Annotated in this window: 16 protein-coding genes; 2 read left to right on the plus strand and 14 right to left on the minus strand. The window is 71.4% G+C overall.

Going from position 1 to position 13303, the window contains the following annotated elements; genetic code table 11:
* Positions 1 to 12: 12 nt before the first annotated feature.
* Complete coding sequence (gene ispF / locus NOCA_RS21830; RefSeq protein WP_011757450.1) at positions 13 to 507, plus strand: 2-C-methyl-D-erythritol 2,4-cyclodiphosphate synthase; 495 nt, start codon at positions 13 to 15, stop codon at positions 505 to 507.
* Here ispF and nirD read toward each other — a convergent pair.
* From nirD to eat, 13 genes are all read right to left on the minus strand, one after another.
* Positions 479 to 862, minus strand: coding sequence for a nitrite reductase small subunit NirD (nirD, locus tag NOCA_RS21835; RefSeq protein ID WP_011757451.1), 384 nt, complete (start codon positions 860 to 862; stop codon positions 479 to 481). The two genes, ispF and nirD, sit on opposite strands and share 29 nt — an antisense overlap.
* Positions 863 to 1083: 221 nt before the next feature.
* A complete protein-coding gene (locus NOCA_RS21840; RefSeq protein ID WP_011757452.1) occupies positions 1084 to 1410 on the minus strand; it encodes a hypothetical protein in 327 nt (108 codons plus the stop codon).
* The gene (locus NOCA_RS21845) at positions 1397 to 2020 is read right to left on the minus strand and encodes a hypothetical protein (RefSeq protein WP_011757453.1); all 624 of its coding nucleotides are present in this window, start codon (positions 2018 to 2020) and stop codon (positions 1397 to 1399) included. Before NOCA_RS21845 ends, NOCA_RS21840 begins: the two co-directional genes overlap by 14 nt.
* A gap of 81 nt (positions 2021 to 2101) precedes the next feature.
* Entirely contained in the window at positions 2102 to 2953 is an 852-nt protein-coding gene (gene eutJ / locus NOCA_RS21850; protein WP_011757454.1) for an ethanolamine utilization protein EutJ, read from the minus strand.
* Complete coding sequence (locus tag NOCA_RS28365; protein ID WP_011757455.1) at positions 2953 to 3516, minus strand: cupin domain-containing protein; 564 nt, start codon at positions 3514 to 3516, stop codon at positions 2953 to 2955. The genes eutJ and NOCA_RS28365 overlap by 1 nt, the downstream gene beginning before the upstream one ends.
* 34 nt (positions 3517 to 3550) lie before the next feature.
* Entirely contained in the window at positions 3551 to 3850 is a 300-nt protein-coding gene (gene eutM, locus NOCA_RS21860) for an ethanolamine utilization microcompartment protein EutM (protein ID WP_041546806.1), read from the minus strand.
* A gap of 142 nt (positions 3851 to 3992) precedes the next feature.
* Positions 3993 to 5528 carry an aldehyde dehydrogenase family protein gene (locus NOCA_RS21865; protein ID WP_011757457.1) on the minus strand — a complete coding sequence of 512 codons (1536 nt, stop codon included), beginning with the start codon at positions 5526 to 5528 and terminating at the stop codon, positions 3993 to 3995.
* Complete coding sequence (gene eutL / locus NOCA_RS21870) at positions 5528 to 6184, minus strand: ethanolamine utilization microcompartment protein EutL (protein WP_011757458.1); 657 nt, start codon at positions 6182 to 6184, stop codon at positions 5528 to 5530. Before eutL ends, NOCA_RS21865 begins: the two co-directional genes overlap by 1 nt.
* Complete coding sequence (gene eutC, locus NOCA_RS21875; RefSeq protein WP_238383385.1) at positions 6184 to 7215, minus strand: ethanolamine ammonia-lyase subunit EutC; 1032 nt, start codon at positions 7213 to 7215, stop codon at positions 6184 to 6186. The genes eutL and eutC overlap by 1 nt, the downstream gene beginning before the upstream one ends.
* 5 nt (positions 7216 to 7220) lie before the next feature.
* On the minus strand, positions 7221 to 8588 hold the full coding sequence (locus NOCA_RS21880) for an ethanolamine ammonia-lyase subunit EutB (RefSeq protein ID WP_011757460.1): 1368 nt from the start codon (positions 8586 to 8588) through the stop codon (positions 7221 to 7223).
* Positions 8589 to 8618: 30 nt separating this feature from the next.
* Positions 8619 to 10055 (minus strand): ethanolamine ammonia-lyase reactivating factor EutA, encoded by a 1437-nt coding sequence (locus NOCA_RS21885; RefSeq protein WP_011757461.1) that lies wholly within the window; start codon positions 10053 to 10055, stop codon positions 8619 to 8621.
* 6 nt (positions 10056 to 10061) lie between these two features.
* Positions 10062 to 10352 (minus strand): EutN/CcmL family microcompartment protein, encoded by a 291-nt coding sequence (locus NOCA_RS21890; protein ID WP_011757462.1) that lies wholly within the window; start codon positions 10350 to 10352, stop codon positions 10062 to 10064.
* 1 nt (position 10353) lies between these two features.
* Positions 10354 to 11814 carry an ethanolamine permease gene (eat, locus tag NOCA_RS21895; RefSeq protein WP_011757463.1) on the minus strand — a complete coding sequence of 487 codons (1461 nt, stop codon included), beginning with the start codon at positions 11812 to 11814 and terminating at the stop codon, positions 10354 to 10356.
* Positions 11815 to 12069: 255 nt separating this feature from the next.
* Here eat and NOCA_RS21900 point away from each other — a divergent pair, with 255 nt between their 5' ends.
* A complete protein-coding gene (locus NOCA_RS21900; RefSeq protein WP_011757464.1) occupies positions 12070 to 12741 on the plus strand; it encodes an IspD/TarI family cytidylyltransferase in 672 nt (223 codons plus the stop codon).
* Here the strand turns inward: NOCA_RS21900 and NOCA_RS21905 are convergent.
* On the minus strand, positions 12698 to 13300 hold the full coding sequence (locus NOCA_RS21905) for a 2-C-methyl-D-erythritol 4-phosphate cytidylyltransferase (protein WP_011757465.1): 603 nt from the start codon (positions 13298 to 13300) through the stop codon (positions 12698 to 12700). The genes NOCA_RS21900 and NOCA_RS21905 overlap by 44 nt on opposite strands.
* Positions 13301 to 13303: the final 3 nt, after the last annotated feature.

The raw sequence follows: 13303 nt of genomic DNA on the forward strand, positions 1-13303 counted from the left end.
CATGATCGCCTTGTGGATCTCCTCCCCCGGGTCGGCATCGGCACCGACGTGCACCGGCTCGTCGACGGCGTCCCCCTGCACCTCGCGGGCCTGCACTGGCCCGACGAGCCGCAGGGCCTCGAGGGTCACTCCGACGCCGACGTGGCCGCCCACGCCGCCTGTGACGCGCTGTTCTCCGCGGCCGGCCTCGGCGACCTCGGCTCCAACTTCGGTACGGCGGACCCGGCCTGGGCCGGCGCGTCCGGCGCGGCCCTCCTCGAGGAGACGGCGCGCCGGGTCCGGGCCGCGGGCTTCGAGATCGGCAACGTCGCGGTGCAGGTGATCGGCAACCGCCCCCGCCTCGGTGGGCGCCGGGCGGAGGCCGAGACCGCCCTGAGCGCCGCCGTGGGCGCGCCGGTGAGCGTCTCGGCCACCACCGCCGACGGGCTCGGCCTGACGGGACGCGGCGAGGGCGTCGCCGCGATCGCGACCGCCCTGGTCACGCCCCGTCACCACGGGTCGGCGTGACCACCGCCTTGCGGTGCCCCACGAGCACCACGCCGTCGGCGACCCGGACCTCGTAGGCCGGGACCGACACGTGGTCGTCCTCCAGGCACCGCCCGCTGCGCAGGTCGAAGGCGTGCTTGTGCGTCGGTGACGCCACGAACGGCACGTCCCCGCGCAGTCCGACGATGCCGCGGGCGATGACCGATGCCCGAGCGAACGGGTCGTGGTTGCCCAGCGCGTAGACCCGGTCGTCCTGGGTGCGGAAGATCGCGATCGCCTGGCCGTGCACCAGCGCGGTCGCGCCCCGCTCGACCTCGAGCTCGGCGACCCGGCAGACCGGCTGCCACCGCCCGGTTGCCGACTCCTCGGTGCCCATCGGAGCCCCTTCCTGGTCCGACGAACCTAGGCCCGGGGTGTTGAGTCCCTGTTTCGGCGTGTAACAGCCGTGGAAACGCTCGGCGTCGGGGAGGCCGAGCCGCGCCGCGCCGCGGCGGGCCTACCCCCACGAGGCACGGTGGGCGCACGAGGCCCGACGGGCCCGGGCGGGGCCGCTCGGGCACACGCGCCCCACGGCCCGCTCGGGGACGCGGGGCCCGCTCAGCGCCCGCGGCGCTCCAGCACCCGCTCGATCGCGGCCGCGAGGCCGTCGGGCTCGTGGCCGAGCTCGGCGACGACCGCCCGCTGCACGGCCTGCCGCAGGTCGGCCGGGGCGGCGGGCGGCGCCGCCGGCGGCGGCGCGGGGGCGGCCGCTGCGCGCCCGGGCTCCCCGCGCTCGATGCGGACGCCGAGGTCCTCGGCGCGCTGCGCGGCCTCGTCGGTGACGACGTCTCGGCCGCTGGCCCGGATCGGCTGGCCCGAGCGGGCGGCGTCCTCGACGTCGTGGCGGGTGATGAAGCGGCGCCGCCGGGCCTCAGTCGCGCCCATCGATCGCCTCCAGTGCTGCGACGGCGGCATTGCGGGCCGCGAGGATGTCGGCCTCCGTGCCCGCCATCCAGAGCCGGCCGTAGACGCCGACCGAGGCGACGTGCATCAGGTTGACCGCGGCCGCCTTCTCGGCCTCGTTGGCGGCGAGGTTGATGTAGGCCGCGGGGGTGCACTCCAGCACGAGCATGGTCTGCCCGGCGACCAGCATCATGCCGCGGGTGAACCGATTCAGCAGCTGGGACTGGTACGGACTGACGTTCGTGATCACCTGCATCGAGGCGATCTGGGGCTTCAGGCGCTCGCTCACGTGCAGGTCGAGCTCGCCGAGGACGGCGTCGCCGGCCTGGAGCACCTCCGCCTGCGACTCCGAGTGCAGCTCGAACATGCCGAACTGGCGCTCGACGATCTGCGCGCCGGGCCGGGCCATGGTGGCCTTGACGGCAACGTCGACCACCCGGAACACGTGGTTGCCGGGAGCCATCTCGACGTACAGCGCAGCCATGCCTTCGACCGGCAGATCACCTTGCGTGACGGTACCCACGAAACTGGCGTACTGCGGCTGCATCCGGTCGATGTAGCAGTAGGCACGCAGCTCGAAATCATCTGCCATGGGGGCACTTCTCCTTCTTCGAGGTCATCGGTCGGTCGTCGGGGTGGTGGTGGTGGTGGTGGGCGGTGCCCGGCGGGGGACTCATGGGTAGCCCGCTGCGCCGCCCGCCTCGAGGGCGGGCGCGCTGCGCGCGATGCCGAGCGGGGTGACGAACAGGGGCGCCACCGGCACGACGACGTCGAGCCCGGTGGCCGCCGCGACCACGTCGGCGAACCCGGGAAATGCGGCCGTCCCGCCGACGAGGTAGACCTTCGGGGTCGGCCAGCCACGGGTGCTGCTCGACACGATCGAGGCCACCTTCTCCATCACCGGCCGGATCACGGGGAACAGCCGGGGCTGCTCCACGGGGTCCTTCTTCAGCCGCTCGGCCTCCTCGAAGGACACCTTGAGCGCGCCGGAGATGACCAGGCTCAGGTGCGTCCCCCCGGTCGGCTCGTCGGCGGTGTGCACGACCGTGCCGTCCTGCACGACGGCCACCCCGGTCGTGCCGCCGCCGATGTCGACCACGACGCCGTCGCGCAAGCGAAGCACCGCGTTGGCGGCGCTCGGCTCGTCGACGAGGCCGGTGCACTCCATGCCCACGGACTCGATCACGTGGCGCACCGCGCGGACCGAGCCCGAGTCCACTCCGGGCGGGTAGGCGCCGTGCGCGCCCGGGACGGCCACCCCGAGCCGGTCCTCGACCTGCGCCTTGAGCCGGCGGAGCACGTCGATGGCGCCCACGAAGTCCGTGACGACGCCGTCTCGGACCACGTCGGCGGTCTCGTACGCCGCCGCGAGCGGACGGTCGTCGGCGTCCAGCGCGACCATCACCAGGTACGCCGTGCCGAGGTCCACGCCCCCCTTGATCAGGGTGGGTGGCCGGTCGAGGGGGGTGCTAACCATGGCCGCCTCGAGGGCGGCCATGGTGTCGCGCAGCGCGGTCTGGTCCATCACCCGCTCCAGTCCGCGGGGTAGGTGACGTAGAGGAACTTGGCCCACGACGGCGTGCCGAACGTGATCGAGGATCCCTTGGGCACCGCGATCACGTCGCCGGGCCGGCCGACGACCTGCCGGTCCGCGGTCGTGATGTGCAACTCCCCTTCGATGACGTACTCCACCTCGTCGTAGTCCAGGGTCCACGGGAACGAGCCCGCTCGCAGACTCATCACCCCGGCCGCCATCGGGAATCCGTGCTCCCCCGTGACCACGTCGAGCAGTCGCACGTCCATCTCCGGGCGGTGCAGCTCCACCGGGAACGGGTCGAGCGCGGCCAGGTTCGCCCCGGGCATGTGCCGCAGGGCGGGGCGTCCCTCGGCCCCGAGCGGACCGCCCGATGCCGGTCCGGCACCGTGGCCGGGATCGTCCGGACGCTGGAGGGTGATCCGCAGACCCCGTTCCGCGGCCACGTCACGGGCGAGCGGCGTCACCAGGTCGCCGGGCGCGACGACGAGCTCGGTCCTGCCCGCACGGGCGAGACCGAGCACGTCGTCGGCGGTGTGGACCCGGCGGCTCACCGGAGCGCCTTAGTTGCTCGCGCGATCCGGTGGCTCACTTGGTGGGGGTCGGCGCGGTCCCGGCGTTCTGCGAGGGCAGGATGAACTCGACGTCGCCGTGCGGGCGGGGGATGACGTGGACGCTGACCAGGTCACCGACGCGCTGCGCGGCCGCGGCGCCGGCGTCCGTGGCGGCCTTGACCGCGCCGACGTCACCGCGGACCATCACGGTGACGTAGCCGCCACCGATGTGCTCCTTGCCGATCAGGGTGACGTTCGCCGCCTTCACCATGGCGTCGGCGGCCTCGATCGAGCCCACGAGACCGCGGGTCTCGATCATGCCAAGTGCGATCATCTGGGGATTTGCCACTGGAATTTCCTCTCACTGTGGTGCTGCCGGGGTGCTACGAAGTCGAGGTGCTGAAGCTGCGGTCCCGCCATCGGTGGCGGTTGGGCTCGAGCCGGCGGGGCCGGCCCTCGGATGCCGTGCGCGCCGGTCATCGGCCGGCTCCGAGCTCGCTGAGCACCCGGCGGACGATGCGTTCCACCTGGTCCCCGCTCACCGCAGCGGGTTCGGCGACGCGCGCCGCCGGGGTCGCCTCGGCCGAGCGGGGGCCGTCGTGGCGGGGGGCGCCCCGCACGTCGGGTGCGTGCTCGTACGCCGCGGCGGGCGGCTCGTGCAGCTTGAAGGCCAGACGCTTGACGTTGAGCAGGTGCGTAACGGTGATGTTGTCGCTGACCACGGCACCGCCGATCCCGCCCGGGGCGAGCGTCAGCGCCGGCATCACGCCGGTCGTCGCACCGATCGCGCCGAGGGTGCCCCAGGTGTTGACGAGGATCCGGAAGGCGGGCTTCTCTAGCCCGAACGCCATGATCACCTCCTCGTCGGTCGCGTGGATCACCAGCGAGTGCCCGTCGCCGCCGAACTTCAGCAGCTCGATCGACCGCTCGCAGCCGGCCCGCCAGCCGTCCTCGACGTACCAGCCGAGCACGGTGGTGAGCTTCTCGGCGCTGAGCGGCTCCTGCGGACCGACGCTGCCCAGCTCGGCAACGAGGATCCGGGCATGCTCGGGGACCTGGATGCCCGCCAGCGCCGCCAGGGCCTGCGGCGACTTCCCGACCGCCTTGGGGTTCATCGCGCCGCCCGGGTTGAACACGGTGCGCTCGAGCGCCGCCTTCTCCTCCGCAGAGACGAAGTAGGCGCCGAGGCGCTCCATCTCGGCGCGCAGCGCGCCGGCGATCGGCGCGTCCGCTACGACCGCCTGCTCGGTCGCACAGATCGTGGAGCAGTCGAAGGACTTGCTGTTGACGATCGCGGTGGCGGCCGCCAGCACGTCCGCACTGCGGTCGACGTACGCCGGGACGTTGCCGGGCCCGACGCCGAGCGCGGGCTTGCCCATGCTGTGGGCCGCGCGCACCATCGGCGTGCCGCCGGTGGCCAGGATCATCGACGTCGCGTAGTGCCGCATCAGCTCCTGGGAGCCGGGGAGGCTGACCTCCTGCATGCAGCCGACCAGGCCCTTGGGCATGCCGGCCCGCTCCCCCGCCTCGATCATGATCCGCACCGCCTCGTAGGTGGCGGCCTTGGCCGAGGGGTGCGGGGCGATGATGCAGGCGTTGCGCGCCTTGACCGAGATCAGCACCTTGTAGATCGCCGTCGAGTTGGGGTTGGTGGAGGGGCACAGGCCGACGATCACGCCGACCGGCCAGCCGATCTCGACGATCCCCTTCGCCTCGTCTCGGCGCAGCACGCCCACGGTCGGCACGTCGCGGATCGACTCCCACACCGTGCGCGAGGCGAACTCGACCTTGAGCCGCTTGTGGGCGGGTACGCCGTACCCGGTCTCGTCGGTCGCCAGCTGCCCGAGGCGGGCGGCCTCACGGTAGACCGCGTCGGCCATCGCCGCGCAGATCCGGTCCACCTCGGCCTGCGAGGCGTGGGCGAACTCCCGCTGAGCCGCCCGGGCCGCCGTGGCGAGGCGGCGGGCCTCCTGGATCGAGCGCAGGTCGCTGTCGAGCTCGTCGTGCGTCATCAGACCTCCCGCGGCTGTGCCGCAATCTCGAGAACACCGTCGCGGAACGCGTTGCACGCGGCCACCACGGCGCTTTGGGAACCGACCAGGAACCCTCCGGAGAAGTTCGTCTCGGAGGGCGGCGGGAACCACACCTTCAACTCGACGTCGGCCGCCTTGAGTGCCGCGTCGAGGGCGTACGTCGCCTCCAGCGGCGGCGCGATCAGATAGGCCAGCGGCGTCCCCTCGGCGACGTCGGCCTCCTTGCTCAGGTAGCTGCCGGTGCGCGAGACCGGGTGGGCGAAGAACGCCAGGTCCCCGCCCTCGTCCGCGGCGTGGAACCACGCCTCCTGCTCGGCGTAGTCGATGCACGCGGCCATCCCGGCGCGGGCCTCGGCCGGCGACGGTCCGGCGAGGATCCCGATGATCTCACCGGACAGCGGGCCAGAAGCATGCGCCGAGCCCGCATAGAAGCTGTGCGCGTAGACGACCTCGACCTCGGCCATCTTGGTCGCCTCGTCGAGCGAGACGTAGAGGCTGTCGTCGATGTCGCAGGTGATCAGCGCGAGGCTGCGCTGGTCGTCACGGAGGTCGAGCTTGGCGGCGAGGGCCCGATCCACGTTGGGGATCAGCTTGGCCGCGAGGATCGTGGGCTTGATCGGGTCGAGGACTGCCATCAGCGGGTCCCGCTCTCTTGGAGTCGCAGTTCGACGCCACTGGCCTGGTGCTTCATGACGTTCTTGACGTGCTCGACCGCGAAGGCGCCGGCCTCCAGCGGGTTCGTGCCGCCGTTCTGCGTGATCATGCAGATCACGTCGCGGTGGGCGTCGGTCTTGCCGGCGGTGGGACGCCATCCGGAGTAGACGCTCAGCGCATCCGCGACCCCGAGCCCGGGACGCTCCCCGATGAGGAGCACGACCACGTCCGCCCCGACGATGTCGTTGATGTCGTTGATCACCCCCACCCGGCAGTACCGCACGAAGAACGGCGTGCCCAGGGTCAGGCCGGCGTCGCGCAGGCCCGCCTCCAGCACCGGGTAGATCTGCGGCAGGTTGTTGGTCACCGCGGCGGCCGAGAGGCCGTCGCCGACGACGATCTGCACCTGCGGGCCCTTGACACACTTCTCGGCGACCACGAGCTTGGCGGCGTCGTCCAACTCCCGGCCGAGGTCGGGACGCAGGAGGAACTCGTCCTGCGTCGTGACCTTGGTCTGCACAGCGAACAGCCCGAACTGGTCCAGGAGCGCGGTGGGCACGTCGCCGAAGATCGCGTCCTGGGTCACCGCGTGGTCGGCGCCGAACAGCAGCACGCTCTCGGTGCGCGGCCGCGGGCCCGCCCGGCCGACGGCGATCCGGGCGGCGGTCGAGGCGGCGAGGTTCGCGAGCCCGCTCGGGTTCGCGGGGTTCTCGACCCCGATCCGGTGGCGCGCCTCCGGCACCGTGGGGTCGGAGACCTCGATGCTCACTGGCGCACCGGACAGGGTGGGGCGGGTGATCTCCGTCGCGCTCGACGCGGGCACCGCCGCGGGCTCGGTGGCCGCCGACGATGGCGCGTCGGACTCCTCCGGTGCCGGCGTCGACGTGGGCCCGGAGGGCCCGGCGGTCGTGGCGGGCGTGGTGAGGCGGGCGAAGGCGTCACCGGGCTCCGCAAGCTCGGCGAGGACCTCCGCGACGATGCTGCGGAGCTCGTCGGTCGACATCGCGCTCATCTCTCCTACCTGCTCAAGAAGAAGGAGGCGTCGCCTGCCTTCTCGGTCAGTCGGCCATCGCGCAGCAACCCGAGGCCTTCCATCCAGGCCTCGAACTCCGGCAGTGGGCGCAGTCCCAGCAGCTGCCGGAGGCTGGGCGCGTCGTGGAAGCTGGAGCTCTGGTAGCTCAGCATGGAGTCGTCACCCATCGGGATGCCCATGATGAAGTTGACGCCGGCAGCCCCGAGCAGCACGGCCAGGTTCTCCAGCTCGTTCTGGGTGGACCGAGCGTGGTTCGTGTAGCAGACGTCGGCGCCCATGGAGATGCCGGTGAGCTTGCCCATGAAGTGGTCCTCGAGGCCGGCCCGGGTGATCTGGGTCGAGTCGTAGAGGTACTCCGGGCCGATGAAGCCGACCACCGTGTTGAGCTGGAAGGGGTCGTAGCGCTTGGCCAGCCCGTAGCAGCGGGCTTCCATGACAACCTGGTCGGCACCGTGGTGAGCGTCCGCGGACAGCTCCGATCCCTGACCCGTCTCGAAGTACATGTAGTTCGGGCCGGTGGCGACCGAGTACCGCTTGGCCAGGGCGTAGGCCTCGTCGAGCATCCCCACGTCGATGCCGAACGACTCGTTGCCCTTCTGCGAGCCCGCGAGGCTCTGGAAGACCAGGCCGACCGGTGCGCCGTGACGCATCGCCTCCATCTGGGTGGACACATGGGCGAGCACGCAGTTCTGCGTGGGGATCTCCCATCGGGTGATGACCTCGTGGGTCATCTCCAACAGCCGGGAGACGCTCCCGAGCGAGTCGTCGGAGGGGTTGATGCCGATCACGCTGTCGCCCGAACCGAAGCTGAGACCCTCGTAGACGGCGGCTCGGATGCCCTCGACGGAGTCGGTCTGGTTGTTGGGCTGGCAGCGCGACGCGAGCGTGCCGCGCAGACCGATGGTGTTGTTGGCGTGCTTGACGATCTTGATCTTGCTGGCCGCCAGCATCAGGTCCAGGTTCGACATCAGCTTGGTGACCGCGGCGACCATCTCGGCGGTCAGTCCGTTGCTGAGCCGGCGGATCATCTCGCCGGTGGTCGTATCGGCCAGCAGCCACTCGCGCAGCTCACCGACCTGCATGCCCTTGATCTCCGCGTAGACCGCTTCGTTCACGCCGTCGTCGATCACCCGCGTGACCTCGTCCTCCTCGTACGGGACGGCCGGGTTGGCGCGCAGGGTCTCCAGGGTGACCTCGCTGAGGACGAACCTGGCCGCCATCCGCTCCGCCGCACTGTCGGCGGCGACGCCGGCGAGCCGGTCACCCGACTTCTCCTCGTTGGCCTTGGCCAGCAGGTCCTTGATGTCGCGGAACTGGTAGCGGGTGCCGAACAGCGTTGCGGCTAGCTGCATCGGGGGGCGCTCCTTCGCGGAACGACGAGGTCAGTCATAGAAGACCAGCGTCTTGATGGACAACGGGACGGCGCGGCCGTCGAGAACGGGCAGGCCGATGTCGATGAAGTCGCCCTCACCGAGGCCGACCTGGTCGATGGCCAGGAGCGGGATGCCGGGGCGGATGCCCTGGATGGTCTGGCCGAGGACCTGCGCGTAGTCCTGCTGGAGCACGAGCACCAGTGGTCGCTCGCGGTGGCCGGCGTCGTGATAGGCCACGATCTCCGCGGCGACCGCCTGCAGGGCGGGGTAGCCCAGCTCCATGGGGAGGTCGACGACGATGGCCGCCTCGGCGTCCTCGTCGAGGTCCCATCGCGCCATCGCCTCACGGACCGCGCCGGCGAACGGCAGGCCACCTCCGCGACCGGGCAGGGCCGGCCGGAGCACCGGCAGATTGCGCAGCGGAAGCAGGTCCCGGTCGGCCCAGATAGTCGACCCGCTCAGGGTGACGGTCTGGCCCGCAGCGCCCAGTACGGTGGCGCGCAGGGTCTCCGGTGGCTGCCGGACGGTCAGACTCTGCAGCCGCGCGTTGCGGTGCAGGGCCTCGGCCAGCAGCGGACCCACGTCGCCGTACCGGGCGACCTCGGCGATCGTCGAGACCGGCAGGCGGTCGTAGTAGCAGGCACCGACCCCACCGGTGAGGAACACCGAGGAGGACGCGTCGGTCCCGGTCAGCGGGGGCGTCAGCTGCAGACCGTGACCGACGCGGGCCTCCTGACCGGTGGCCAGGTCGACGACGAGGTCGGCCATCACCTCGCAGAAGGCCCGCAGCTCCTCGAGCGTGGCGACACTGCCCTCCTTGATGGCCAGCCCCAGGTCGTCGATGATCGTTCGTCCCGGCGGCGCGATCCGCACCACGAGTCCGGTGGCGTCGATCTCGATCTGCCGCCCGCCGACGGCGAGGCCCGAGGAGCACATGTGGCGACCCACCTTGAAGATGGCGGCATTCGACGTGCCGCCCCCGATGTCGACGGTGGTGACCTGCTCGTAGTGGTCGGCGGACCAGCGGGCGACGCCCGAGCCCCGGCCCGCGATCTGGGCCTCGGCGTTGGGGCCGGCGATCGTGACCACGAAGTCACCGGCGTTGGCGGAGAGCGCGTGCAAGATCGCGTCGGCGTTCTTGGTGCGCGCCGTCTCGCCGGTGATGATGACCGCTCCGGTCTCGATGCTCCCCGCGGCGACGCCCGCTGCGTCGTACTCGTTGCGCACCACCAGCGCCAGCGCCTCCGCGTCGATGGCGTCCGGCGCGGTGAGCGGAGTCGGGTGCGCCTCCCCGCGGTACAGCACCGACTTCTCGTCGACCTGGATCCGCGGGACCTGGCCGGGACGGGCCACGTCGTGCAGGATCAGCCGGGAGAACACCACCTGGGTGGTGGTGGTCCCGACATCGATCCCGACACTCAATACCTCTCGCTGGACGCCTGCCATCGGGCGTCAGCTCTTCCTGAAGGTGACGGCGCCGTCCACCTCCAGCGAGTCCAAGATCCCCATGATCACCGCGTCCACGGGCTGCCCCGTCGTCGTCGCGCTGTGCCGCGCGGCACTGCCTTCGGAGACGAGCACGAGCTCCCCCGAGCCAGCGCCGACGACATCGATCGCAACGAAGACCGAGCCGGTGACGGCGCTGCTTGCGTCCGTCTCCTGGACCAGGAGGAGCTTGTGCCCGACCAGGCTCGGGTCCTTGACGGTCGAGACCGCCGAGCCAACCACTCGTGCGATGCGCATGTCAGTGCAGCTCGGACTCGGAGGACTCGATCAGGGCGAACTCCTCCTCGGGAGCCGACGCCACGATGTGGTGTCGGCTGTAGAGGCCGAAGTAGGCGATGGCGATCACGTAGACGCCGGCGGTGATGGCGACCACGCGGGTGTCCACGAGGAACCCTGCGATGAGGGCCACCACGCCCAGCACACAGGCGATGCCGGTCGTGACGACGCCACCGGGCGTGCGGTAGGGCCGGTCGAGCTCGGGCTCCTTGAACCGCAAGATGATGTGCGAGAGCGTCATCATGACGTACGAGATCGTGGCGCCGAAGACCGCCACCAGGATGAGCAGGTCGCCCTGGTTGAGCACGGCCATGACGAAGCCGATGATGCCCGGGACGATCAGGGCGACGTACGGCGTCTTCCTCTGGCCGGTGAGCGAAAGGAACTTCGGCAGATAACCGGCACGCGACAGCGCGAACGTCTGGCGGGAGTAGGCGAAGATGATCGAGAAGAAGCTCGCGATCAGGCCGAGGAGGCCGACCAGGTTGATGAACTGACTGACCAGGTTCTGGCCGCCATAGGCGCCGGGGGCCTCGAGGGCCTCGACCAGCGGGTTGCCCGAGTCCTTCAGGAAGTCCGAGCCGGCCGCGCCCGGCGCCACCAGGAGGATGACGAACGCGAAGACGAGCAGCGTCACGATGGCGGCGATGATGCCGCGCGGCATGTCCTTGGCCGGATCCTTGGACTCCTCAGCAGCCAGCGGCACGCCCTCGACGGCCAGGTAGAACCAGATGGCGTAGGGCAGTGCGGCCCAGATGCCGACCAGACCGAACGGCAGGAACGAGCTCGACCCGAACGCCGAGGTGTCCACCGGGATGCTGTTGAGGTTCGAGGCGTCGAACTTCGGCAGCGCTGCGATCACGAAGACGAACAGGGCGACGACCGCGATCGCGGTGATCACGAACATGAGCTTCAACGCCTCACCGACGCCCCACAGGTGGAGGCCGATGAAGACGGCGTAGAAGACCAGGAAGACGACCCAGCCGACGTCGAAGCCGGTCAGCGACTCGACGTAGGCGCCGATGAAGTTCGCGATCGCCGCGGGCGCGATGGCGTACTCGATGAGAATCGCGGTGCCGGTGAGGAACCCGCCCCACGGCCCCATGGCCCGGCGGGCGAACGCGTAGCCGCCCCCGGTCGTCGAGATGGTCGAGGAGAGCTCCGCGAGCCCCAGGACCATGAACAGGTACATCGTCCCCATCAGGCCGGTGGCGATCAGCATCCCGCCCCAGCCGCCTTCGCCCATGCCGAAGTTCCAGCCTGCGAAGTCTCCGGAGATGACGTAGGCAACACCCAGCCCCGCCAGGAGCAGCCAGCCGGCCACCCCACCTGCGAGCTGACGCTTCTCGAAGTACTCGGTTCCTTCGACGGAAGCATCGATCCCACCCCGCTCGTGGATACGTCTCGGGGCTTGTTCGCTCATTCGGACCGTCCTTAGGTCGCGCCAATGTGGCTCTAGAGCGGCCCGAGAGCCGCGGGGTGACGCTAAACATTTCAACCGTCCTCGAGCAACGAGTTCGGGCTGATCGAGGACCAAGGTCCTACGCAGTCAGGGCCAGCGACCCCACGCCCCGGGACATCCGGCACCCGCGTGGCCGACCGCGAGCTCGGACGCCGCTGATCTCGGCCGGTCACCGGCATCGGATCCGCTGGCGCGGCTGCGATCTAGACTCCGGTCGTGCCCGCCGCCGCCGTCGTGATCCTGGCCGCCGGGTCCGGCTCGCGGGTCGGGGCGGCGACCAACAAGGTGCTGCTGCCCCTGGGCGACCGGCCGGTGCTCGCCTGGTCGGTGCGCGACGCGCTCGGCCTCGAGGACGTACGCCGGGTGCTGGTGGTGGTCCGCCCGGGCGAGCGTGATGCGGTCGCCGCGGCCCTCGCCCCGCACCTCGGCGCGGCGGAGATCGGGGTGGTCGAGGGTGGCGCGACCCGCCACGGCTCGGAGTGGAACGCGCTGCGCGCGCTGGCCGCCGAGGTCGAGACCGGAGAGATCGACGTGATCGCGATCCACGACGGGGCCCGGCCGCTGGCGGGACCCGACCTGTTCCGGGCCACCATCGCCGCGGCCCGGTCACGCGGCGGCGCGATCCCGGTCGTCGCGCTCCGCGGGCTGCTGGCCCGAGACGGCCGGGCGCTGCCGGAGCTGGACGGGGTGCAGACCCCCCAGGCGTTCCGGGCGCGCGAGCTGGTGGCCGCCTACTCCCGTGCGGCGGCGGACGGCTTCGAGGGCACCGACACCGCGACCTGCTGGGCCCGCTACACCGACCTGCCGGTGGTCGCCGTACCGAGCAGCTCGCACAACCTGAAGGTCACGTTCCCGGAGGACCTGGCGGTCGCCGACCGCCTGCGGTGAGCGCCTCCAGCAGCCGGACGTCGTCCTCGGACCCGACCCGGCGCGCGGCGGGCGGGGCCTCGACCAGCTCGACCGGGTGCTCGCGGCGCAGCGCGGCGACCAGCCCGACCAGGTCGTGGGAGGGCAGCCCGTCGAGCGCGGCCACCACCGACGCCGGCAGCACGACCGGCGCGGCCACGCAGACCAGCGAGTCGCGGTCGACGGTCTCGCCGACCAGCCCGTCGGCGACCACCTTGACCGTGTCGGTCACCGGCCGCACCCCGACCACCACCGTGTCCTCCTCGACGGCACGCCGCACGCACGCCGCGACGAACTCCGGCGGGGTCATCGGGCACAGCGGGTCGTGCACGACGAGCGGCTCGCCGGTCGCGACCACGGCCGACCACTCGATGCCGTCGTCGATCGGGAGCACGCCGGCCTCGCCGAGCGCCCACGCCGCACAGGCGACCAGCGCCTCGCCGTGGATCAGCGCGAACGGCAGCGACCCGCGCCCGTCGGCCAGCACGGTCCCGAGCGCCGGCGCGGGATCGTCGGGGACGTCGTACGGATCGTGGGTCATGGC

The organism is Nocardioides sp. JS614, from assembly GCF_000015265.1.
Classification (GTDB): Bacteria; Actinomycetota; Actinomycetes; order Propionibacteriales; family Nocardioidaceae; genus Nocardioides.

Excerpts from the sequence above, each read along its gene's own strand:
- eutJ (WP_011757454.1), bottom strand. The coding sequence starts at position 2,953 with ATGGACCAGACCGCGCTGCGCGACACCATGGCCGCCCTCGAGGCGGCC.
- NOCA_RS21880 (WP_011757460.1), bottom strand. The coding sequence starts at position 8,588 with ATGCAGCTAGCCGCAACGCTGTTCGGCACCCGCTACCAGTTCCGCGAC.
- NOCA_RS21840 (WP_011757452.1), bottom strand. The coding sequence starts at position 1,410 with ATGGGCGCGACTGAGGCCCGGCGGCGCCGCTTCATCACCCGCCACGAC.
- NOCA_RS21905 (WP_011757465.1), bottom strand. The coding sequence starts at position 13,300 with ATGACCCACGATCCGTACGACGTCCCCGACGATCCCGCGCCGGCGCTC.
- nirD (WP_011757451.1), bottom strand. The coding sequence starts at position 862 with ATGGGCACCGAGGAGTCGGCAACCGGGCGGTGGCAGCCGGTCTGCCGG.
- eutM (WP_041546806.1), bottom strand. The coding sequence starts at position 3,850 with ATGATCGCACTTGGCATGATCGAGACCCGCGGTCTCGTGGGCTCGATC.
- eat (WP_011757463.1), bottom strand. The coding sequence starts at position 11,814 with ATGAGCGAACAAGCCCCGAGACGTATCCACGAGCGGGGTGGGATCGAT.
- eutL (WP_011757458.1), bottom strand. The coding sequence starts at position 6,184 with ATGGCAGTCCTCGACCCGATCAAGCCCACGATCCTCGCGGCCAAGCTG.
- eutC (WP_238383385.1), bottom strand. The coding sequence starts at position 7,215 with ATGAGCGCGATGTCGACCGACGAGCTCCGCAGCATCGTCGCGGAGGTC.
- NOCA_RS21890 (WP_011757462.1), bottom strand. The coding sequence starts at position 10,352 with ATGCGCATCGCACGAGTGGTTGGCTCGGCGGTCTCGACCGTCAAGGAC.
- NOCA_RS21865 (WP_011757457.1), bottom strand. The coding sequence starts at position 5,528 with ATGACGCACGACGAGCTCGACAGCGACCTGCGCTCGATCCAGGAGGCC.
- NOCA_RS21845 (WP_011757453.1), bottom strand. The coding sequence starts at position 2,020 with ATGGCAGATGATTTCGAGCTGCGTGCCTACTGCTACATCGACCGGATG.
- NOCA_RS21885 (WP_011757461.1), bottom strand. The coding sequence starts at position 10,055 with ATGGCAGGCGTCCAGCGAGAGGTATTGAGTGTCGGGATCGATGTCGGG.